The following is a 22,179-nucleotide window of genomic DNA, read 5'->3' as shown; positions in this document are numbered from 1 at the left end:
CTTCTAAGCTTTGGTGTGCGCAAGGGGGGAAACGGCCGTCATTATAAAGAATCTGACGCGCCGACGAAACCGTTTGCGTAGAAATAAAATCACCGCTTTTTCTTGTCATACGGTGCGGCTATCGTTGCGAATAAGTTGCCAACTGGCGCATTGTTACGCAAAATGCCGCTCATTAATGACTTATCTATTGCAGCAAAACATCATTTTCAGCCTGAGGCAACGCACGATCCAGAGAATTAACTAATTGAAAAAATTAAAGATTAATTATCTGTTCATCGGCATATTGACGCTGCTGCTGGCAGCAGCCCTTTGGCCCTCAATCCCCTGGTTCGGTAAAACCGAAAACCATATCGCCGCGATTCAAGCCCGGGGGATACTGCGCGTCAGTACGATCGACTCGCCATTAACCTATTCCGTTATCAACGGTAAAAAATATGGTCTGGACTATGAACTGGCGCAGCAGTTCGCCAACTATCTCGGCGTGAAGCTGAAAGTGACGGTGCGCCAGAATATCAGCCAGTTGTTTGACGATCTGGATAACGGCAATGCCGACCTGCTCGCGGCTGGGCTGGTCTACGACAGCGCACGCGTTAAAAACTATCAGCCCGGTCCCATGTATTACTCGGTTTCGCAACAGCTCGTCTACCGGGTCGGACAATATCGCCCACGTTCGCTGGCGACCGTTAACGAGAATCAGCTTACCATTGCGCCAGGGCACGTCGTAGTCAATGACTTACAGCGTTTAAAAGAGACAAAGTTTCCCGACCTGAGCTGGAAAGTGGATGATAAAAAAGGCTCGACGACGCTGCTGGAAGAGGTCATCAGCGGCAAACTGGATTACACCATTGCCGATTCAGTGGCGATCAGTCTGTTTCAGCGCGTTCATCCCGAGCTGGCCGTGGCGCTGGATGTCACGGATGAACAGCCCGTGACCTGGTTTAGCCGACTGGACGACGATAATACGCTCTCCGCCGCGCTGCTCGATTTTTTCAATTCGATCAATGAAGACGGGTCGTTGGCGCGGATCGAAGAGAAATATCTGGGGCATGGCGATGATTTCGACTACGTTGATACCCGCTCTTTCCTGCGAGCGGTGGATAACGTCCTGCCGGAGCTGGAGCCGTTATTTAAAAAATATGCCAAAGAGATAGACTGGCGCCTGCTGGCGGCGATTTCTTATCAGGAATCACACTGGGACCCGCTGGCGACCTCGCCAACCGGCGTGCGCGGCCTGATGATGCTGACTAAAAATACCGCCCAAAGTCTGGGGCTGACCGACCGTACCGATGCGGAGCAAAGCATCAGCGGCGGCGCTCGCTATCTTGAAGATATGATGGCTAAAGTTCCCGAAACCGTTCCGGAAGACGAGCGTATCTGGTTTGCCTTAGCCGCCTACAATATGGGTTATGCGCACATGCTCGATGCCAGATCGCTGACGGTAAAAACCAAAGGCAATCCGGATAGCTGGACCGATGTGAAGCAGCGTTTGCCTCTGTTAAGCCAAAAACCGTATTACAGTAAGCTAACCTACGGTTACGCGCGTGGACATGAGGCTTATGCTTATGTGGAAAATATCCGTAAATACCAGATAAGTTTAGTGGGGTATTTGCAGGAAAAAGAAAAGCAGGAAGCGGAAGCCATGAAACTGGCGCAGGATTACCCGGCGGTGTCGCCGGAGGAGCTGAATAAAGCGCCCTTCCCCCTCCTGTCGTTTTTATCGCAGTCATCAGGCTACCTGACGCATTCGCCGTCTTTACTGTTTACGCCGCAGAAGAAAGAAGAAAAATAGCGCGATGGTCTTATCGGATGGCGACGCGCAACGTCTTATCCGGCATTGCGCTATACTGCCGGCCCCGCGCCTTCCGCACGGTCGGCTTTCTTCAGGGCTTTAATTTCCTGACGACGCATACGGAAAAAATCACTGAGCAGCGTCGCACATTCATCGCGCAGCACCCCTTCAATAATGTCGACCCGGTGATTCATTCCCGGATGGTGCAGCACGTCAATTAGCGATCCGGCCGCGCCGGTTTTTGCATCGCGCGCGCCAAAGACAACGCGTCCAATGCGGCTATGCACCATAGCGCCTGCACACATCACACAGGGTTCCAGCGTGACATACAGCGTGGTATCCAGTAACCGGTAATTCTGCAATACCAGCCCCCCCTGACGCAGCGCCATTATTTCAGCGTGCGCAGTAGGATCGTGGCGGCCAATGGGTCGATTCCAGCCTTCGCCAATGACGCGATGGTTATGCACCAATACCGCGCCAACCGGGACCTCGCGTTCGTCCCAGGCGCGTTTCGCCAGCGTCAGCGCGTGGCGCATCCAGTATTCGTGATCTAATTCGACATCAGACAAAGAGGTAACTCCGGTAATGAAAGCGGGCGGCATTATACACAGACGCTATGCGTTTCACTATTCGAGCTGCTGCAACTCGCCGTGCGGCGTCACCCGCCAGCGATGCTGGCAAAAATAAAGCAGCGGGTTATCCTGTTTGCTGTCGCTGTAGCCGCTATAAAGACGCAGCGGCGTACCGATTTTACGTTCCAGTTGCGCGACTTTTTCATGGCCCAGACAGCGCACGGTTAATACCCAGCCGCCATACCGTCGCGCCATCTGGCTGGCGATGAGGTTAACGCGCGGCAGCCACGGCGTATCAAAATAGACTTGCTCTACCAAGGATTGCGGAGAACCGGTAATAAGCCAGATATCCGCGTCAGAGCTCAATAGATAGGTGGTCAGACGCTCCTGTACAACCGGAAACGCCGTGACGTTAGCGCGAAACCAACGGACAAAATCCGCCTGATGCGCCTGCAAACGCGTTTCGCTATGGCCAAAAGTACAGCCCCACAACAACAGACTCATCGGCCAGCGGGCCGCACGCCCTTTTACCAGTAAACCGATACCGATAATGGGCAACAACGGCAGTACGAGCAGCGCATTTAGCGGCTGACGGCGCAGCAAATAACGCAGAAAACTGCCGAACATATCCTGTTGATGTAACGTTCCATCCAAATCAAAAAAGACGACACGACGCTCGTGGCTGACCAAACCTTACTCCTCTGGATCATTGAACCCCAGCAGCCAGGTAAAAATAAACCCGGCAATTACCGCTATTAAATAGCCTAACAGATAGAACAGGACTTTTCCGGCAACAATTGTTAATGCCAGCGGCAAACCGGAAATACCAAAGGTAATTACCGTCGCCACTTTCCAGTAGCTGATCAACGCCCCGCCTACCGCGCCGCCGAGGCAAGCGCCAATAAATGGCTTACCCAATGGCAGCGTGACGCCAAAAATCAGCGGCTCGCCAATCCCCAGCAGTCCGACCGGAAGCGCGCCTTTAATCACCTTTTTGAGCCGCGCATTGCGGGTTTTCATCAGTACGGCAATGGCCGCGCCTATCTGACCAACGCCCGCCATCGCCAGGATGGGAAACAGCGCGTTATAGCCGTGCGCTTGCACCAGCTCCACATGAATAGGCACCAGCCCCTGATGCAGCCCGGTCAGTACCAACGGCAGGAAGGTTCCGGCTAACACCGCGCCCACCAGAAAACCGCCGCGATCGATAGCCCAGGACGCGCCGTGAGCGATAGCGTCTGAAATCCAGCCGCCAAGCGGTTGCAGAGCGACAATCGCTACCGCGCCGGTGATAACAGTCGTCAATAAAGGGTTAAGAATTAACTCCAGCGACCCCGGCAGCAGCTTACGGAACTGGCGCTCAATCCAGCACATTAACGCCACCACCAGCAGGACGGCGATAACGCCGCCCCGTCCCGGCTGAAGCACCTCGCCAAAGAGCGTAATCTGCGCCAGTTGCGGGCTGGAAAGGATCCCCGCCATCACGCCGCCTAACGCCTGCGATCCGCCAAAGACTTTCGCGGTATTGACGCCAACAAGAATGTTCATGATAGCGAATACCGCGCTACCAAATATCCCCATCAGGCCCAGCAGGTTAGGATAGTGGACGGCAACATCGCCGACGATATCCGGACGTTTAAGAATGTTGATAATGCCGGTAATCAAGCCGGATGCGATAAAGGCGGGGATAAGCGGTATAAAAACATTCGCCAGCTTACGCAACGCATCGCTCATCGGCGCTTTATACTTCGCTTTCGCCTCGGATTTGGTACGCGCCATAGCATCGTCCGGCTTTACACCACCTGCGGCAATCTGCACGCGCATCGCATCAACCACCTGCGCAGCCTTCCCCGGCCCAACGATCAGCTGATGTTGCTCCCCTTGCTTTACGTATCCACTGACGCCAGGCAACGCTTTTAAGCGCGGAATATCCAGTTGGCTGTCGTCCTGTACCTCCACCCTGACTCGCGTCATACAGTTTTCCAGGCGCAGAATATTTTGCTCTCCGCCGATACCACGTAAAATGTCGCTGGCGAGCGCTGCCGTCTTATCCATACACACCTCTTTAGTGTTCTAACGCCGCCCTTAAAAAGCCCTGATGAGCGGCGAGTTTTTCCCTGGCGGCTGCAGCATCCAGCCCCGTAAGCGCCATCAAAATGGCGGGCTTAACCTCAAAATCGGTCTGTTTCAGCAACGCTTCTGCTTCTTCACGACCTATCCCGGTCGCTTCAACGACCATCCGACACGCGCGATCGACCAGTTTGACGTTGGTGGCTTTCATATCCACCATCAGGTTTTGATAGACCTTGCCGAATTTCACCATCGCGCCGGTAGAAATCATATTGAGCACCATTTTCTGCGCGGTGCCGGATTTCAGCCGCGTGGAGCCGGTAAGCGCTTCCGGCCCGACAACGGGCGAAATAGCGATATTAGCCTCCCGCGCAATCGGCGAATCTGGATTACAGGAGACGGCAACAGTGGTACAACCGGACTGTCGCGCATAGCGCAGGCCGCCAATCACATAGGGTGTACGACCCGACGCCGCGAGCCCCACGACCAGATCCTGTTCTTGCAGATTTAGCGCGACAAGATCGTCTTCGCCTGCCTGTTGGCTGTCTTCCGCGCCTTCGACCGCTTTCAGCAACGCGCCCGGCCCACCGGCAATCAGCCCGACGACCAGACCGTGCGGAACGCCAAACGTCGGAGGGCATTCTGAGGCATCCAGTACGCCAAGCCGACCACTGGTGCCCGCGCCCATATAGATGATACGTCCGCCAGACTTCAGCGCCGCCGCCGCGGCATCCACCGCACGCGCAACGTCAGGCAGAGTGGCTTTTACTGCTTCCGCTACCAGCGTATCCTGTTCATTAAAACGCTTAACTAATTCAGAAGTAGGCAACGCATCCAGATCCATCGTTTGCGGGTTACGGGTTTCAGACACTAAGGTACCAAGATTCATTTTTGTCCCTCTGGAATTTTTAATTCATAATAAGCGTCCATGATGGAATAGAATATTCCCCCAGGCGAGTGAAATTTCGTTTTGTCGTCGCCATCACGTTTCGCAGGAGCTGCCCATGAACTGTTTGATTCGTATTCGCCAGCGTTATCCGGATCTCGCGCAAAGCGACAGGAAACTGGCGGATTATCTGCTCGCGCAACCGGATACGGCGCGACATCTGAGCTCGCAGCAACTGGCGGCCGAAGCGGGCGTCAGCCAATCCAGCGTAGTCAAATTCGCGCAAAAACTGGGGTTTAAAGGGTTTCCTGCATTGAAACTGGCTCTCAGCGAAGCGTTGGCCAGCAATCCTAATCCGCATTCCGTTCCCGTTCATAACCAGATTCGCGGCGACGATCCGATGCGCCTGGTCGGGGAAAAATTAATTAAAGAGAATGTGGCGGCGATGCACGCCACGCTGGACGTTAACAGTGAAGAAAAGCTGTTAGAAAGCGTCACGATGCTGCGCCACGCCCGCCGTATTGTGATCACCGGGATTGGCGCCTCTGGGCTGGTGGCGCAAAATTTTGCCTGGAAGCTACTGAAGATTGGCATTAACGCGGTGGTTGAGCGCGATATGCACGCCCTGCTGGCGACGGTGCAGGCGCTGGCGCCGGAGGATCTGCTGCTGGCGATCTCTTATTCCGGGGAGCGGCGCGAGCTGAACCTGGCGGCGGACGAAACATTACGCGCAGGCGCGAAAATCCTGGCCATTACCGGTTTTTCTCCCAACGCCTTGCAGCAGCGCGCCACCCGCTGTCTGTATACGATTGCTGAAGAGCAGGCGACGCGCAGCGCCGCTATCTCTTCGACACATGCGCAAATGATGTTGACCGACTTACTGTTTATGGCGCTGGTACAACAGGATTTAGAGCGGGCGCCGGAGCGTATTCGCCATAGCGAGGCGCTGGTAAAAAAACTGGTTTGAAAATGGCTCTTCCGCCTCATGCAGAAGAGCCATCAAGTTTATTGCGCTTCTTTAGCGTGAATCAATTGCGTCAGGAGTGTGTTAACCGGTACAGCAATATTGTTCTGAGCGCCGATTCGCGCAATCGCACCATTTAAATAGTCGATTTCAGTCAGTCGGCCTTTATGTAAATCCTGATGCATAGAAGGATAGTGGTGGCCGCTCTCACGCGGATCGAACACTTTCTTCACCGTATTCATCACCATTTGCTCAGTCAACGGAATATTCTGGCTGGCAGCAACCAATACAAACTCATCAACTACCGCTTGCGCTAAATCTAAAGCACCAGGCCGCTGACCAAATCCGCCGACATTACAATCCAGTAGCGCGCAATAGGTGTTCATTACGCTATTAAAGGCTGCTTTCTTCCAGATCGATAATAATACGTCAGGGCTTATTTCAGCATTCAATCCCGCGCTATTAAGGGTGGCAATGACCTTAGCCTCTTGAGCCGAATCCTGGCTGGCAATCGGCTGCAGTTCAATCGTTCCGGTACCGGTGGCCATAATATGCCCAGCCCCCTCCAGTTCGCTGGACCATAACGTCACACCCGCATAGATTTTCTGCCGATCGACATATTTCTCCAGCGTTTCGATATTTCCCAAGCCGTTAGATAAAATCATCACCACTTTCGCGGCTGGCAGTAATGGCTTAATACGCTGTAACATGCTATCCAACTGCATGGCTTTGGTAAACAGAATAACCAGCTCAAACTCCCCCTGGGATTCATCAGCCAACATAGCAGGGATGGGGTAATACTTCTGAGTCGTTTCCGTTTCGACAAACAACCCCTTGCTACGAATAGCGTCGACATGCTCCTGCCAGCTATCGATAAGCGTCACGTCGTGCCCGGCCTCCAGCAGCATATAGCCAAAACGACATCCCATAGCGCCTGCACCTGCGATTGCAATTTTCATTTTTATTTCCTTATTATCTGATTAATGAATTTTGGCTAAAACCGTTGCGACATATTTTTTCGTTATCAGGGTCAACACGACTCCAATAAGCAATAGCACCGTTGTCAAAATAAATACTGTATTGTAGCTTCCGGTATATTTTGCAATAGCGGACGTGACGTAAGGAGCAATAACCGCACCGACGGCAAAACCAAAATACATAAAGCCGTAGTTTAGTCCCTGGTTACGCATACCAAAATTCTGGCTGGTCAAGCCAGGGAAGATAACTAATATACCGGCATAAGCAAAGCCCACGCCCAGAGCGCTGAAATAAAATACCGAAGTATTGCCATTGAAGAAAAATAACAGCAGCATACACAAGCAAGTAAAGAGGTAAACAATAACCAGTGTATTATAGCCGCCTAATTTATCGGTTAACCCTCCCCAGAACAGGCGACCAATTGAGTTAAATATCGAGACCAGGCTAACGACTAATGCACCGGACAGTAAACCGTACTGCGTCATACCAATTTGCGCAGAGCTTGAGCTAATTACCATCCCAGAGAACACGCCCAGCGCCAGAATCATAAACAGCAGCCAGAAGCGCAGATCTTTCAGCATGTGCCGATAGTCTTTATCCAGTGGCGACGCTTTAATTCCTCCACTATCTTTTGCTGGCGCGCTACGAATAAAGAACTGGACGATAAAAATAACCACCAGATAAACAATACCCAGATATAACAACGCCCGACTAACATCGTGAGTTTGCGCCATAAAATATTCGGCCAGGCGGGTGCAAAGTAGCGTCCCGACGCCAACACCCGCCAGTACGATACCGCTGGCAAGACCGCGACGGTCAGGGAAAAATTTCAGAATATTATTAAGATTACCCGTAAAAGCCAGGCCCGATCCCAACCCGGCAATGACGCCGTAGGTTAAAAACAGCATGGGCAAATTATCCACAAACCCGGACAAGATAAAACCTAAAGAAAACAGGATACCACCGATAACTATCGCCTGCTTTCCTTTACCATTGTCGATCATTCTCCCGCCCCAAATCATCGGTAAAGGAATGATCCCCATGTTGATAGAGAATGCTAACGCCAGCGTAGCCGGATCCCAGTGATATTGCGCCATGAGTGGTGTTTTGAAATAGCTAAATGCGTAGACGCCCCCGAGCACAAAATTGATGCACACGTGAGCGGCAAGCATTCCCCAGCGGTTGATTGATGCCGACATAATTTTCCCTTTTTAAAATGCACTGATCACAGTTTAAAAAAAGCAAAATAGGCAAACAATTTGGTATTTTTTATAATCGTTATAACAAAACCCAATCGATTGGCATTAAATTTTAATGAATATCAAACAACTACATTCCTTCCTGATATTGTGTGATGAATTACATTATGGTCGGGCAGCCAGTCGCCTGTTTATCACTCAGCCATCATTAAGTCAGCAAATCAAACAACTTGAGTCATCACTTAAAACAATATTATTTAAGCGAAAAGGTAGAGGAATTAAATTAACAAAAGCAGGCATTATTTTGCAACGACACGCTAACAAAATAATGCTGGATTTAAAAAATGCCGAAAATGAACTTCTTCCCTATCAGGATCAACAGCGCGATACTATTTCAATCGGGGTGTCAGGCAGCTACCTGGTCCTGCCCGCTTTTCGCAACTTTATGGCGCACCATCCGGAAATATCTTTAAATGTTAAAGAGTTCTCAACTGAGCAAACCATTAAAAAGCTGACGGATAGCGCCGTTGATATTGGCATTGTTTATCGAACAGCGCTCCCTGCCCAGCTAAGCTCGACCATGCTGTTTGAAGATGAAATTATCGCTGCAATCCCACTTTCTCATCCTCTGGCGACACGCGAACGTCTGCATCTAAAAGATTTAAACGACCAGCCCATTATCGTGCTTAATGACTCTCTGCTATTAAGAGGGATCATCACCACAGAATTTAATAACCGCAAAGTCGTTCCTAACGTCATCTGCGAACTGGATAACCACTACTCATGCCTTGAGTATGCCGAAGCGCAGATTGGCATCGCATTTATTACCCGCTCGCTAACCCATTTATCGACACCCAAAAATGTTCGCCTGGTTTCACTGGGCATCCCCGCATTCTTTATTCCTGTCATGCTGGTGCACAGTAATGACCTTTCACTGGATAACGCAACCATCTGCCTGCTCAAGCAGATCAAAAATTTTTACACTGTAGATAACAAATCAGCGCCAGAAAAGAGCTGGCCCGAGCAGAAAATAGGCGTATAATGCCCGCCCGATTTGTGTTGTTTCTGAGAATTTCCTGATGGCGCTGTTAATCACCAAAAAATGTATCAATTGCGATATGTGCGAGCCGGAGTGCCCGAATGAGGCGATTTCAATGGGCGACAGCATTTATGAGATTAACAGCGACAAATGCACCGAGTGTGTAGGCCATTACGAAACGCCGACCTGTCAGAAAGTCTGTCCGATCCCCAATACGATTTTGCAGGATCCCGCCCATGTCGAAACCGAAGAACAGTTGTGGGATAAGTTTGTTCTGATGCATCACGCAGATAAACTGTAAGCGGGTTAACGCACTTCCAACGCAACAATGCCTGATGGCGCTATGCTTATCAGGCCGACAATATATCGGCCTGTAGGTCAGGTAACGTGTTTACGCCGCCATCCGGCAAATCTAACTTTCCAGAATGACCGTAGCGCAGGCGTAATGGCGTTCATCGGCCAACGTGACATGCATGTGCGCCACACCGAGTTTTTCCGCCAGCGTTAACGCCTCGCCCCACAGCCGCAAACGTGGTTTTCCCAGCTCATCGTTAAACACTTCGAACTGATTAAACGCCAGACCGTTGCGGATGCCGGTGCCAAAAGCTTTCGCTGCCGCCTCTTTGACCGCAAAACGCTTGGCGAGAAAACGCACCGGCTGCTGATGCGTCTCCCAGATAGCCCACTCGTTGTCACTGAGCACACGCCTTGCCAGACGTTCGCCGGAACGGGAGATCACTGCCTCAATGCGGGCAATCTCTACAATATCCGTTCCCAGGCCGAGAATCGCCATTAGCCGCGCGCTTCCAGCATCAAACGTTTCATTTCAGCCACCGCCTCTTTCAGCCCCGTCATCACCGCCCGACCAATAATGGCATGACCGATATTGAGCTCGTGCATTTCCGGCAGTGCGGCAATAGCTTTGACGTTATGGTAGGTCAGGCCATGACCCGCATTTACTTTTAGCCCCAGACGGGCCGCCAGGGTCGCGGCGCTGGCAATACGCGCCAGCTCTTTTGCCTGTTCCGCATCGGTTTCTGCGTTGGCGTAGCAGCCGGTATGGATTTCGATAAACGGCGCGCCGACTTCCGCCGCCGCGTTGATTTGCGCTTCATCGGCATCGATAAAGAGCGAAACCTGGATGCCAGCCGCCGCCAGGCGCGCACAGGCATCACGCATTTTATCGCGCTGTCCGGCCACATCCAGGCCGCCTTCGGTGGTGACTTCCTGGCGTTTTTCCGGTACCAGACAACAGAAATGCGGCCTGGTTTCTACGGCGATCGCCAGCATCTCTTCGGTCACCGCCATCTCCAGATTCATACGCGTATGCAGCGTCTGACGCAGAATGCGCACATCGCGATCGGTAATGTGGCGACGATCTTCGCGCAGGTGTACGGTAATGCCGTCCGCGCCTGCCTGTTCAGCAATAAACGCCGCCTGTACCGGATCCGGATAGTCGGTGCCGCGCGCATTACGTAACGTGGCAATGTGGTCAATATTGACGCCTAACAGTAATTCAGCCATGACAATCCTCGTTAATCTTTCTTCGTTTTTACTGTGCGTTTGGGCATAAATTGCCGGAACAGCTCCCGGCTTTTTAACGGTTTTCCCCCAAGATACGGCTTTAATGCCATACGGGTAAAGCGTTTAGCGGCACGCAGGGTATCTACATCCGGAAATTCCCGCGCCTCCAGCGCTTTCAGGTGCCGTCCGGTAAAGGTGTTGTTATCGATGACGACGCTGGCGAAAAAGCCTTTTTCTTCGCGGTAACGGTAGGTCATGGTGTCATCCACCCGTTCGCCGCTGCCTGCACAGTGGGTGAAATTGACGCCATACCCCAGATGACCCAGCAACGCCAGTTCGAAACGTCGCAACGCCGGTTCAGGCGAGCCGGTGGTTCCCGCCAGCGCCTGAATACAGTTCAGATAATCAAAAAAGAGTTCGGAGAAGCGCGTTTCATATTCCAGTACGCGAGAGAGGAGTTCGTTGATATACAGGCCGCTATAGAGCGTAATACCGCTTAACGGCAGCGCCAGAGAAACTGCCTCGGCGCTGCGCAGGGTTTTCACCTCGCCGCGTCCGCTGTAGCGTAACAATAACGGTGTAAAAGGCTGTAACGCGCCTTTCAAATTGGAACGTTTAGATCGCGCGCCTTTGGCGACAAGGCGCACGCGCCCCGATTCTTCCGTGAAGACGTCCAGCATCAGGCTGGTTTCGCTCCAGGGGCGACTGTGCAAGACAAATGCGCGCTGCCACCCTTCCACGCTGTGTTAACTCACAGATCGTCTACGTAACCGAGACTGCGCAGAGCGCGTTCGTCATCGGCCCAGCCGGATTTCACTTTCACCCACAGTTCCAGGTGTACCGGCGCTTCAAACATCTCCTGCATGTCTTTACGCGCTTCAATACCAATGGTTTTGATTTTGGCGCCTTTGTTGCCAATCACCATCTTCTTCTGCCCTTCGCGCTCGACGAGGATCAGCCCGTTGATATCATAGCCGCCGCGTTCGTTGGTAACAAAACGTTCAATCTCAACGGTAACGGAATACGGCAGCTCGGCGCCGAGAAAACGCATCAGCTTTTCACGAATGATTTCAGACGCCATAAAGCGCTGAGAGCGATCGGTGATGTAATCTTCCGGGAAGTGGTGAATCGCTTCCGGTAAATGTTTACGCACGATACCGGCAATGGTATCGACGTTCATACCCGTTTCAGCAGAGATCGGTACGATATCAAGAAAGTTCATCTGGTTTGCCAGGAACTGGAGGTGCGGCAGCAAATCGGCTTTTTCCTGCACGTTATCCACCTTGTTAACGGCGAGAATAACCGGCGCTTTGCCATCGCGCAGTTTGTTCAGGACCATTTCGTCGTCCGGCGTCCAACGGGTGCCTTCCACAACGAAAATCACCAGCTCAACGTCGCCAATCGAACTGCTCGCCGCCTTATTCATCAAACGGTTAATGGCGCGCTTTTCTTCCATATGCAGTCCCGGGGTATCGACATAGATTGCCTGATACGGGCCTTCGGTATGAATACCGACAATGCGGTGGCGCGTGGTCTGCGCTTTACGGGAAGTGATCGAAATCTTCTGCCCGAGCAGTTTGTTCAGCAAGGTGGATTTGCCAACGTTCGGACGTCCGACGATGGCAATAAATCCGCAGTAAGTTTTGTCAGTGCTCATTCCAACTCCAGTTTTTTCAGCGCCTGTTCGGCGGCAGCCTGCTCCGCCTTACGACGGCTGGAACCCGTGCCAACCACCGGTTCGCTCAGGCCGCTGACCTGGCAGTGGATAGTAAATTCCTGATCGTGCGCCTCGCCGCGCACCTGCACAACCAGGTAAGATGGCAGCGGCAGATGGCGACCCTGCAAATACTCCTGCAAGCGCGTTTTAGGATCTTTTTGTTTATCGCCCGGACTTATCTCATCCAGACGGGTTTTATACCAGTTAAGGATCAACTGCTCGACGGTCTGGATATTGCTATCGAGAAATACTCCGCCGATTAACGCTTCCACGGTGTCCGCCAGAATGGACTCCCGACGAAATCCGCCGCTTTTTAATTCGCCCGGCCCTAAACGCAGGCACTCGCCTAAATCAAATTCACGGGCTAATTCCGCCAGCGTATTACCACGTACCAACGTGGCGCGCATACGGCTCATATCTCCCTCATCCACCCGTGGAAAACGGTGATAAAGCGCGTTAGCGATAACGAAGCTCAGGATTGAATCGCCTAAAAATTCCAGGCGTTCGTTATGTTTACTGCTGGCGCTGCGGTGAGTTAATGCCTGCTGCAACAGCTCCTGATGATTAAAAGTGTAGCCCAGCTTCCGTTGAAGCCGATTAATTACGATGGGGTTCATGCGATACCAATAAATGAATGCGTCAACAATCCAGCACACGAAACAGACCTGATACACGTCATCTGTCCTGCCGCATCGCTGCAGCGGAAAGAAGGTTGTCTATAACCAACGCTGTTTCGTGTGCCGTGGCGACCAAACGGCGCCAACCTAAAACTTCGGGGGAATATTCTATACACAACGACAGGGGATGTCGTTAGTCTGAGGGAATTTATCCAGGAAATAATTCACGCTGCCGCTAAAAAGACGGCAGCGTGAACAATCATTTCGTCACAGTTAGTGAATACCGCCGATACGACTCAGGCGTACGCCTGTCGGCCACTCCCCTTCCTGCTTATCAAAGCTCATCCAAATAGCGACCGCTTTACCGACCAGATTCGCTTCCGGAACAAATCCCCAGTAACGGCTATCCGCGCTGTTATCGCGGTTGTCGCCCATCATGAAATATTGCCCCGGCGGTACAACCCAGGTCGCCAGCGGTTGTCCTGGCTGTTGGTAATACATGCCCAACTGATCCTGAGCTATCGGCACCATCAGGATGCGGTGGGTCACATCGCCTAACGTCTCTTTACGTTCGGTCAGGCGAATGCCGTTTTCTTTTGTCTCGTTTAGCGGAACCTCAAAGAAACCGCTGGTCGCTTCTCCGCCGTTACGGCGGGCAAAGGTCTGTACAAAATCGCTCGGCTCAACGTTAGAGTAGGTAACCGGTAGCGCGTTTTCGCACGCCTGACCGGAGCTACAGCCAGGCTGAATCGTCACCTCTTTCGCAACCGGATCATAAGTGATTTTATCGCCCGGCAAACCGACTGCGCGTTTGATGTAATCTAACTTAGGATCTTCCGGATATTTAAATACCACAATATCCCCGCGCTTTGGATGACCGGTTTCAATCAGGGTTTTCTGGTAGATCGGATCTTTAATGCCGTAGGCAAATTTTTCCACCAGAATAAAATCGCCGATAAGCAGTGTCGGCATCATTGAGCCTGACGGGATCTGAAAAGGTTCATAAAGAAATGAACGAACGATCAGAACGATCGCCAGAACCGGGAAAACCGACGCCCCGGTCTCCAGCCAGCCCGGCTTAGGCGCCACTTTATTGAGCGTAGCGTTATCCAGCGCATCTCCCGACGCCGTTTGCGCGGCAGCCTGGCGCGCCCGACGTTTTGGCGCGAAAACAAACTTATCAACGCACCATAAAATGCCCGTCACCAGTGTGGCTATCACCAGAATCAGGGCAAACATGTTCGCCATGCCAACTCCTTAGGGATTATTTATTGTCTTTACCGACATGCAGAATGGCGAGGAACGCTTCCTGAGGCAGCTCGACGTTACCGATCTGCTTCATGCGTTTCTTACCTTCTTTCTGTTTCTGCAGCAGTTTTTTCTTACGACTGATATCGCCGCCGTAGCACTTCGCCAGCACGTTTTTACGTAACTGTTTTACCGTCGAACGGGCAATAATATGCGTACCAATCGCCGCCTGAATCGCGATATCAAACTGCTGGCGTGGAATCAAATCTTTCATCTTCTCCACCAGCTCGCGACCACGGCTTTGCGAGTTATCACGGTGCGTGATCAGCGCCAGCGCATCGACACGCTCGTTGTTGATTAACACATCAACACGCACCATATCGGAAGCCTGGAAGCGCTTGAAATTATAATCCAGAGACGCATAGCCGCGCGACGTTGATTTCAGACGGTCAAAGAAGTCGAGCACCACTTCCGCCATCGGGATTTCATAGGTCAACGCGACCTGGTTACCGTGATACACCATGTTAGTTTGTACGCCGCGTTTCTCAATACACAGCGTAATAACGTTACCTAAATAGGCTTGTGGTAACAGCATATGACATTCGGCGATAGGCTCGCGCAGTTCATAAATGTTATTCAACGGCGGCAGCTTGGAGGGGCTATCAACATAGATAGTCTCTTTCGCCGTTGTTTCTACTTCATAAACCACGGTCGGCGCAGTGGTGATCAGATCCAGATCGTATTCGCGTTCCAGACGCTCCTGAATAATCTCCATGTGCAACAGGCCGAGGAAGCCGCAGCGGAAACCAAAGCCCAGCGCCGAGGAGCTTTCCGGTTCATAAAACAGTGAGGCATCGTTCAGGCTCAGCTTGCCGAGCGCGTCGCGGAAACTTTCATAATCGTCGGAGCTGACCGGAAACAGACCTGCATAGACCTGCGGTTTCACCTTCTTAAAGCCCGGCAACGCTTTTTCCGCTGGGTTACGCGCTGAGGTTAAGGTATCGCCAACCGGCGCGCCGAGGATATCTTTAATGGCGCAGACCAGCCAGCCTACTTCGCCGCACTTCAGCTCGGTACGATCAACCTGTTTCGGCGTGAAAATCCCCAGGCGGTCAGCGTTGTAGGTCTGCCCGGTGCTCATCACTTTAATTTTGTCGCCTTTACGCATGGTGCCGTTTTTAATACGCACCAGCGATACCACGCCCAGGTAGTTATCGAACCAGGAGTCAATAATCAGCGCCTGCAGCGGGCCGTCCGGATCGCCTTGCGGCGGCGGGATATCGCGCACCAGGCGTTCCAGAACATCCGTCACGCCGACACCCGTTTTGGCGGAGCAGCGTACCGCGTCCGTCGCATCGATACCGACAATGTCTTCGATTTCTTCCGCCACACGCTCCGGATCGGCGGCCGGCAGGTCAATCTTGTTAAGCACCGGCACCACTTCAAGATCCATTTCCATCGCGGTGTAGCAGTTCGCCAACGTTTGCGCTTCTACGCCCTGGCCGGCATCCACCACCAGCAGCGCGCCCTCGCAGGCGGCTAACGAACGGGAAACTTCATAGGAAAAGTCAACGTGTCCCGGCGTGTCGATAAAGTTCAGTTGATAAGTTTCACCATCAGACGCTTTAAAATCCAGCGTCACACTCTGGGCTTTAATAGTAATACCGCGCTCACGCTCAAGATCCATCGAATCAAGTACCTGAGCTTCCATTTCACGGTCAGACAGGCCACCGCAGATCTGGATAATACGGTCAGACAGCGTCGATTTACCGTGGTCAATGTGAGCAATGATCGAAAAGTTACGTATGTTCTTCATAGAGATAAATTATTATGCCTTACGCCTGGTTGACCAGACTTTAGAGGTCGCTGTTCTGAGCTTAACGTCTGTTTTAACTGAAACGCCGCATTCTACACTACAACGCTAAGGCGAGGAAATGTTCATAGTGTAAGGAGAGCGGGAACTGGAAAACGCCTCGCTTTTCCCTGTAAAACACCGCAACGCAGGAAAAGCGCATGCTTATCGGGACAACACCCCAACGCGGCAGGTGTACCGTTGGGCAAAACGTTTACTGGCGCGTTTCTATTGAGGTAGTTTCGACGCGAACAAGGTCCGGCGGGAGGGCAACGTTTAAAATCACCGGCTGCCAGGCGTCGCGCTCCGCCAGTTTTCGGGAATAGCCGCGGGCAACCAGAAAACCGCCCACGCCGCCCAGCACGGCCCCGCTTAATGCGGCAAGGTCAGATCCAAACAGCATCTGAAAAAGCGCCGCACAAAGAAATAGCCCTGCTAAAGGCGACATATAGACCAGCAACGCCGAACCTAAAAGGCTTTTTTCGGCGATGCCCAACTCGACTTTCTGCCCCGGCGCCAGCGGCTCCGCGCTTGGCACAACAATAGTATGCGTGGTTTGCGGCCCTAATTTATTCAGCACGCGACTGCCGCATCCCGCACGGGAGGCGCAGCTGCTGCATGACGCTTTAACGTCGCAGCTCACCACCGCCTGACCATTCTGCCAGGAGACAACGGTTGCCCACTCTTTAATCATTGTACTGCCCTGAATTTGATACTGTCGGCAATGCGCTTCGCCGTTTGCGGCGGAAGCTCGCCGACAATGGTGATTTCCGCGTTGTCGCGAACGCTGCTATAAACCGTTCGGCGCCCGGTGCGCAGCATCTGATCGCTGCTGTTTTGCGTCGCCCGGTTCACATTGACGGAAAAGCTAAACAGACCGTCAGAATAAAGCCGCGATTCGATAGGCAGGTTATCCATCGTCGGCAACGGACGACGGCTGCTGGAAACTTCGCTAAAGCCTTGCGGCACCCAGGATGGACTCCAGTTAAATTTCGTTTTTTCGCCACCGGGAACAGAAAGCAGCGGCGGCAGATTCGCCTTCGCCAGCGCCTGCATGTTGCTGCCGATATCCTGACTCACCGTGAACGCAATAACGCGGAACTGCTCCAGCGTCTCGCCATCGCGATCCAGCAGATCAACGCGCATCGGCAGTTTGGTGTCCATGTCCATCCAGACAATATAGCTGTAACGCGTACCATCGCGCGCCACAACGCGGATAACTTCGCACAATCTGTCTGCGATACGGGTGCGTCCGACGGAAATAAAGTCGTAGTAAGGCGCCAGACGCTTGAAATCGGTGTAAATCAGGGAAGGCAGGGAATCGACAATATAATCACCGTTCAGGGTGAACGGCTCAAGGCCCGGTTCAAAATAACTGATTTCATTACCACGCTGTACGACCTCCCGGCGGGGACCGTCCAACTGTAGCAATTGCGCAAGCGGGCGACTATCCAGGCGTGCGTGTCGATAACGCAGAGATTCAACGCCTTGTTTCGTGATGCTGACGAATGACAGCTCGTAATTCAGTGACTGACTGGCGATGTTCATCTGCTGCAATAACGCCCCGGACGCAGGGTCGGCCGAGGCGTTTGCTGAGAAGAACAGGCTAGCCGCCACAAGGGACATGGCAAACCAAAGTTGCTTCATTACTGCGATTGCGTTCCTAAAGTTTGGATTCCTGGCACCTGTACCGCGGCTTGCTGGGTTTGCGCCTGCTCAAACTGAAGCTGTTCGGAGTGCAGTCGGCGCTGCAGTTCATAGTCCTGCAACATGGCATTAATGCGACGACGCTGCTCCTGTACCTGCTGTTGCTGACTGCCGACAGGCGCTGCTTCAGAAGGCACTCCCAGACTTACCGGGCTGGCTTTCCCCATCATAGGCAGGGTATTGAAAACCGGCGTTTCAGGTTGTTGGGATGTTTCAGATTGCCCATTATAGTGCTGGACACCGACGATAACTGCAAGTGAAACGCACGCCGCCACGCCCATTTGGGTAAGCTGCGCCGCCCACGGACGCACTTTTTTCCAGAACGGCATTTTCTGCCATTGCTGCGGAGCGGGTTGGGCCTCAGGGATTAATGGCGTCACCTGACGTACTGGCTCGTTTTCAATAGCGGCCATCACGCGGGCGGATATATCGAAATGGAGAACGTCAGGCGTATCCCCCCGCATTGAATCGCGGATCAGGTGATAACTCTCCCAGGTTTTCTGCATTTCCGGGTCGTGCGTAAGCGCTTTGAGCAGCTCACTATCCAACGTTTCGCCATCCATCAAAGCGGAAAGTTTTTCTTTCTGCATGCCTAATACCTTTTCCAGTATCCCGCTATCGTCAACGCCTGATAAGCGGTTGAACTTTATTATCAATAGCTTCCCGCGCCCGGAAGATACGTGAACGCACCGTCCCCACCGGACAATCCATGATAGCCGCTATCTCTTCATAGCTCAGGCCATCCAGCTCCCGTAAGGTGATTGCCATACGTAAATCTTCCGGGAGGGACTCAATAGTTCGGAAAACTATCTGTCTCAGTTCTTCTGACAACATTAAGTTCTCAGGGTTCGAAATTTCTTTCAGCGCGCCGCCGCTTTCAAAGTTTTCTGCTTCAATCGCGTCTACATCACTGGAAGGCGGACGACGCCCCTGCGCAACCAGGTAGTTCTTCGCGGTATTGACCGCAATACGATACAACCAGGTATAAAAAGCACTATCCCCCCGGAAAGAATCCAGCGCGCGATAGGCCTTAATAAATGATTCCTGTACGACATCGGGAACGTCGCCCGATGGCACATAGCGGGAAACCAGACTCGCCACTTTATGCTGGTAGCGCACTACCAGTAAGTTAAAGGCTTTCTGATCTCCCTTCTGGACCCGTTCAACCAGGACCTGGTCCGTTAACTGCTCGCTCATCCGAGGTAATGTCTCCCCAAACCAAATTTCCACGCGCTTTCGAAACGCCACTCCATAAGCCGCACTATGAGCAAGCAACAGGTTAGAGTGTCTATGTTTCGTAAAGTTCCGTTACGCATTTGTTTTTGTTTGTCATGTTGTAGACAGGTCTTATCTTCCATTATAAGTCTACAGATGCTGAACAACGCACTATCTGTACAGAAATGCCCATTTCGTCGTTTGCAGAGTAACCTAACAGCATCTTTATTTCACTACAAAATCCGACGCTAACACCCTGCCCTATAAAATATTTTTTGCCGTTTATCTCTCGCCGTATTTTTATTTTATGTTTAATAAGCACAACACCAGCGAAATCATAACGTGCTTTTTAGCGCCATATAGTGCTAATCTGCCGCAACCATGTTTAGTAAATTAAACAAAAACCATGATGACAACTCCTGAACTGTCCTGTGATGTGTTAATTATCGGCAGCGGCGCGGCCGGACTCTCGCTGGCGCTGCGTCTGGCTGAAAAACATAAGGTTATCGTCCTGAGTAAAGGGCCGGTGAGCGAGGGCTCCACGTTTTATGCGCAGGGCGGTATTGCCGCCGTGTTTGATGAAACCGACAGTATAGCGTCGCATGTCGAAGATACGCTGATTGCCGGCGCCGGAATTTGCGATCGCCACGCGGTGGAGTTTGTCGCCAGCAACGCCCGTACCTGCGTGCAGTGGCTTATCGATCAGGGCGTCCTGTTTGATACGCATGTCCAGCCAAACGGCAAGGAGAGCTATCATCTCACGCGTGAAGGCGGCCATAGTCATCGCCGTATCCTTCATGCCGCCGACGCTACCGGAAAGGAAGTCGAAACCACGTTGGTCAGTCGGGCGCAAAATCATCCTAATATTCAGGTGCTGGAACGCAGCAACGCCGTTGATTTAATTATCTCCGATAAAATGGGTCTGCCGGGGCCTCGCCGGGTCGTCGGCGCCTGGATCTGGAATCGCAATAAAGAGTGGGTTGAAACCTGTCATGCGAAGTCGGTGGTGCTGGCGACCGGCGGCGCCTCAAAGGTTTATCAATATACCACTAACCCGGATATTTCCTCCGGTGACGGTATCGCGATGGCCTGGCGCGCAGGCTGTCGGGTCGCTAATCTGGAATTTAACCAGTTTCATCCCACCGCCCTTTATCACCCGCAGGCGCGTAATTTTCTCCTTACCGAAGCGCTGCGTGGCGAAGGCGCATACCTTAAACGTCCGGACGGTTCACGGTTTATGCCGGACGTTGACGAACGCGGGGAACTGGCGCCGCGCGATATTGTCGCCCGCGCTATTGACCATGAGATGAAACGACTCGGCGCAGACTGTATGTTTCTCGATATCAGCCACAAGCCTGACGATTTTGTCCGCCAGCACTTCCCGATGATCTATGCGAAACTGCTCGATTTGGGGATGGATTTAACCAAAGAACCGATTCCCATTGTTCCTGCCGCGCACTATACCTGCGGCGGCGTGGTCGTCGATGATTATGGTCGTACCGATGTAGACGGCTTATATGCCATTGGCGAAGTCAGTTACACCGGCCTGCACGGCGCTAACCGTATGGCGTCCAACTCGTTGCTGGAATGCTTAGTGTACGGCTGGTCCGCAGCAATGGATATCGACAGGCGAATGCCTTCTGTCCACAGCGTTGACGCCCTTCCCGCCTGGGATGAAAGCCGCGTGGAGAACGCCGATGAGCGGGTGGTGATTCAGCATAACTGGCATGAACTGCGCCTGCTGATGTGGGACTATGTGGGGATTGTGCGCACGACGAAACGGCTGGAGCGCGCCCTACGGCGTATTACCATGTTGCAACAAGAGATTGACGAGTATTACGCCAACTTTCGCGTCTCGAATAATTTACTGGAGCTGCGCAATCTGGTGCAAGTGGCCGAACTGATTGTGCGTTGCGCGATGATGCGTAAAGAGAGCCGGGGGCTGCACTTTACGCTGGATTATCCGCAACAACTGGCTGAATCAGGCCCATCGATCCTTTCGCCGTTAACGCCTCACATAAACAGATAAAATGCCTGGGTCAGCGCCGTATAACTTTCAGAATAATGCTGGTCTGACCCGCGAATCACTAATCTGTCGCTAAAGCACTCCCCGGCTTGCGGGGAGAATGCGAGCAAAACCCGGTGCGGCAAGCGCGCTTCGTTTTCCGCAACGTCAGTACGTAATCGCAAATGCCATCCCATGTTGAGCGCTTGCTGCGTAAAAGCGTTACCTATTTGTTCCGGCAAGACTACGCAAAAAAAGCCATCTTCGGTAATACAATCCGCCGCAATAGCCAATAACGTCTGGTGATCCAGCGTAGCGGTGTAACGCGCCTGCTCCCGCTGCGGCGTGGCGCATTCCACACCGGGTTCGTAATAAGGCGGGTTGCTGATAATAAGATCAAAGCGTACCGTCTGGCGAGGCGCCCAACGCTGAATATCGTCAGTATGCACCGTTATTCGATGCGGCCAGGGAGAGTGAGCCACGTTTTCCTGCGCTTGCATGGCAGCCCCGGCATCCAGTTCCACGGCGTCAATAGGCACATTGTCATCCGTCCGCTGCGCCAGCATTAACGCCAGCAGACCGCTTCCAGTACCGATATCCAGAATTCGCTTTACATCCGCGACCGGCGCCCACGCCCCGAGTAAAATACCGTCAGTTCCCACTTTCATCGCACACCGATCGTGTGCGACAAAAAACTGTTTAAACGTAAATCCGTTACGACGAAGAACGGAGCCAGACTGAGACATGTAAAAACAACCTTGCAAAAAACGGCGACAGCGCCGGGTGAAAACAATACC

Annotated in this window: 25 protein-coding genes; 6 read left to right on the top strand and 19 right to left on the bottom strand. The window is 52.5% G+C overall.

The features are described 5' to 3' along the window. Window positions 1-10 precede the first annotated feature (10 nt). On the top strand, window positions 11-244 hold the full coding sequence (locus J4613_RS16270) for a hypothetical protein (RefSeq protein WP_078060672.1): 234 nt from the start codon (window positions 11-13) through the stop codon (window positions 242-244). Continuing rightward, a complete protein-coding gene (gene mltF / locus J4613_RS16265) occupies window positions 245-1,789 on the top strand; it encodes a membrane-bound lytic murein transglycosylase MltF (protein WP_001650370.1) in 1,545 nt (514 codons plus the stop codon). Between the two features lie 50 nt (window positions 1,790-1,839). Here mltF and tadA read toward each other — a convergent pair whose 3' ends face one another. From tadA to murQ, 4 genes are read right to left on the bottom strand one after another with little or no spacing between them, the layout of a single operon-like run. Beyond that, on the bottom strand, window positions 1,840-2,391 hold the full coding sequence (gene tadA, locus J4613_RS16260) for a tRNA adenosine(34) deaminase TadA (protein WP_001134563.1): 552 nt from the start codon (window positions 2,389-2,391) through the stop codon (window positions 1,840-1,842). 24 nt (window positions 2,392-2,415) lie between these two features. Then, window positions 2,416-3,051, bottom strand: coding sequence for a phosphatidylglycerophosphatase C (gene yfhb / locus J4613_RS16255; RefSeq protein WP_000253558.1), 636 nt, complete (start codon window positions 3,049-3,051; stop codon window positions 2,416-2,418). A 3-nt stretch (window positions 3,052-3,054) separates the two neighbouring features. Then, complete coding sequence (locus tag J4613_RS16250) at window positions 3,055-4,416, bottom strand: PTS transporter subunit EIIC (RefSeq protein WP_000361663.1); 1,362 nt, start codon at window positions 4,414-4,416, stop codon at window positions 3,055-3,057. A 10-nt stretch (window positions 4,417-4,426) separates the two neighbouring features. Beyond that, window positions 4,427-5,320 (bottom strand): N-acetylmuramic acid 6-phosphate etherase, encoded by an 894-nt coding sequence (gene murQ, locus J4613_RS16245; RefSeq protein WP_061582385.1) that lies wholly within the window; start codon window positions 5,318-5,320, stop codon window positions 4,427-4,429. Window positions 5,321-5,435: 115 nt separating this feature from the next. On the opposite strand from murQ, the gene J4613_RS16240 reads away from it, so the two are divergent. Then, a complete protein-coding gene (locus J4613_RS16240; protein ID WP_000995703.1) occupies window positions 5,436-6,284 on the top strand; it encodes a MurR/RpiR family transcriptional regulator in 849 nt (282 codons plus the stop codon). 38 nt (window positions 6,285-6,322) lie between these two features. On the opposite strand, the gene J4613_RS16235 is transcribed toward J4613_RS16240, so the two are convergent. Then, window positions 6,323-7,240 carry an oxidoreductase gene (locus tag J4613_RS16235; protein WP_000684036.1) on the bottom strand — a complete coding sequence of 306 codons (918 nt, stop codon included), beginning with the start codon at window positions 7,238-7,240 and terminating at the stop codon, window positions 6,323-6,325. A 21-nt stretch (window positions 7,241-7,261) separates the two neighbouring features. Next, window positions 7,262-8,458: an OFA family MFS transporter gene (locus tag J4613_RS16230; protein ID WP_001276364.1), complete on the bottom strand. Its 1,197-nt coding sequence runs from the start codon at window positions 8,456-8,458 to the stop codon at window positions 7,262-7,264. A gap of 115 nt (window positions 8,459-8,573) precedes the next feature. On the opposite strand from J4613_RS16230, the gene J4613_RS16225 reads away from it, so the two are divergent. Beyond that, the gene (locus J4613_RS16225; RefSeq protein ID WP_001022463.1) at window positions 8,574-9,500 is read left to right on the top strand and encodes a LysR family transcriptional regulator; all 927 of its coding nucleotides are present in this window, start codon (window positions 8,574-8,576) and stop codon (window positions 9,498-9,500) included. Between the two features lie 37 nt (window positions 9,501-9,537). Further along, a complete protein-coding gene (locus tag J4613_RS16220) occupies window positions 9,538-9,798 on the top strand; it encodes a YfhL family 4Fe-4S dicluster ferredoxin (protein ID WP_001196291.1) in 261 nt (86 codons plus the stop codon). 111 nt (window positions 9,799-9,909) lie between these two features. Here the strand turns inward: J4613_RS16220 and acpS are convergent, their stop codons facing one another. The 12 genes from acpS to rseD form a co-directional block, all read right to left on the bottom strand. Further along, window positions 9,910-10,290 (bottom strand): holo-ACP synthase, encoded by a 381-nt coding sequence (gene acpS / locus J4613_RS16215; protein WP_000986043.1) that lies wholly within the window; start codon window positions 10,288-10,290, stop codon window positions 9,910-9,912. Beyond that, complete coding sequence (gene pdxJ, locus J4613_RS16210) at window positions 10,290-11,021, bottom strand: pyridoxine 5'-phosphate synthase (protein WP_000818964.1); 732 nt, start codon at window positions 11,019-11,021, stop codon at window positions 10,290-10,292. Before pdxJ ends, acpS begins: the two co-directional genes overlap by 1 nt. A gap of 11 nt (window positions 11,022-11,032) precedes the next feature. Then, entirely contained in the window at window positions 11,033-11,761 is a 729-nt protein-coding gene (gene recO, locus J4613_RS16205) for a DNA repair protein RecO (protein WP_000399380.1), read from the bottom strand. 11 nt (window positions 11,762-11,772) lie between these two features. Continuing rightward, a complete protein-coding gene (era, locus tag J4613_RS16200; protein ID WP_000102228.1) occupies window positions 11,773-12,678 on the bottom strand; it encodes a GTPase Era in 906 nt (301 codons plus the stop codon). After that, the gene (rnc, locus tag J4613_RS16195) at window positions 12,675-13,355 is read right to left on the bottom strand and encodes a ribonuclease III (protein WP_001068341.1); all 681 of its coding nucleotides are present in this window, start codon (window positions 13,353-13,355) and stop codon (window positions 12,675-12,677) included. Before rnc ends, era begins: the two co-directional genes overlap by 4 nt. Window positions 13,356-13,628: 273 nt before the next feature. Continuing rightward, entirely contained in the window at window positions 13,629-14,603 is a 975-nt protein-coding gene (gene lepB, locus J4613_RS16190) for a signal peptidase I (protein ID WP_000002559.1), read from the bottom strand. A gap of 16 nt (window positions 14,604-14,619) precedes the next feature. Beyond that, window positions 14,620-16,419, bottom strand: a complete 1,800-nt coding sequence (lepA, locus tag J4613_RS16185; protein WP_000790154.1) for a translation elongation factor 4 — start codon at window positions 16,417-16,419, stop codon at window positions 14,620-14,622. Window positions 16,420-16,669: 250 nt separating this feature from the next. Further along, window positions 16,670-17,149 (bottom strand): SoxR-reducing system protein RseC, encoded by a 480-nt coding sequence (gene rseC / locus J4613_RS16180; protein WP_000589087.1) that lies wholly within the window; start codon window positions 17,147-17,149, stop codon window positions 16,670-16,672. After that, the gene (gene rseB, locus J4613_RS16175; protein WP_000812019.1) at window positions 17,146-18,102 is read right to left on the bottom strand and encodes a sigma-E factor regulatory protein RseB; all 957 of its coding nucleotides are present in this window, start codon (window positions 18,100-18,102) and stop codon (window positions 17,146-17,148) included. The genes rseC and rseB overlap by 4 nt, the downstream gene beginning before the upstream one ends. Further along, on the bottom strand, window positions 18,102-18,752 hold the full coding sequence (gene rseA / locus J4613_RS16170) for an anti-sigma-E factor RseA (protein WP_020839156.1): 651 nt from the start codon (window positions 18,750-18,752) through the stop codon (window positions 18,102-18,104). The genes rseB and rseA overlap by 1 nt, the downstream gene beginning before the upstream one ends. Window positions 18,753-18,783: 31 nt before the next feature. Beyond that, window positions 18,784-19,359: an RNA polymerase sigma factor RpoE gene (gene rpoE, locus J4613_RS16165; RefSeq protein WP_000003307.1), complete on the bottom strand. Its 576-nt coding sequence runs from the start codon at window positions 19,357-19,359 to the stop codon at window positions 18,784-18,786. Beyond that, window positions 19,356-19,520 carry a rpoE leader peptide RseD gene (gene rseD / locus J4613_RS16160; RefSeq protein WP_014344135.1) on the bottom strand — a complete coding sequence of 55 codons (165 nt, stop codon included), beginning with the start codon at window positions 19,518-19,520 and terminating at the stop codon, window positions 19,356-19,358. Before rseD ends, rpoE begins: the two co-directional genes overlap by 4 nt. A 263-nt stretch (window positions 19,521-19,783) precedes the next feature. On the opposite strand from rseD, the gene nadB reads away from it, so the two are divergent. After that, window positions 19,784-21,406 (top strand): L-aspartate oxidase, encoded by a 1,623-nt coding sequence (gene nadB / locus J4613_RS16155; protein WP_000989181.1) that lies wholly within the window; start codon window positions 19,784-19,786, stop codon window positions 21,404-21,406. Here the strand turns inward: nadB and trmN are convergent. Next, entirely contained in the window at window positions 21,391-22,128 is a 738-nt protein-coding gene (trmN, locus tag J4613_RS16150; protein ID WP_000083343.1) for a tRNA(1)(Val) (adenine(37)-N(6))-methyltransferase TrmN, read from the bottom strand. The two genes, nadB and trmN, sit on opposite strands and share 16 nt — an antisense overlap. Between the last annotated feature and the right edge of the window lie 51 nt (window positions 22,129-22,179).

Source organism: Salmonella sp. 32020114201800008SM (genome assembly GCF_017572025.1).
Taxonomy (GTDB): Bacteria; Pseudomonadota; Gammaproteobacteria; order Enterobacterales; family Enterobacteriaceae; genus Salmonella; species Salmonella enterica.
The sequence above is the reverse complement of the archived record's forward strand: the minus strand, read 5'-3'. Positions and strand labels throughout refer to the sequence as shown.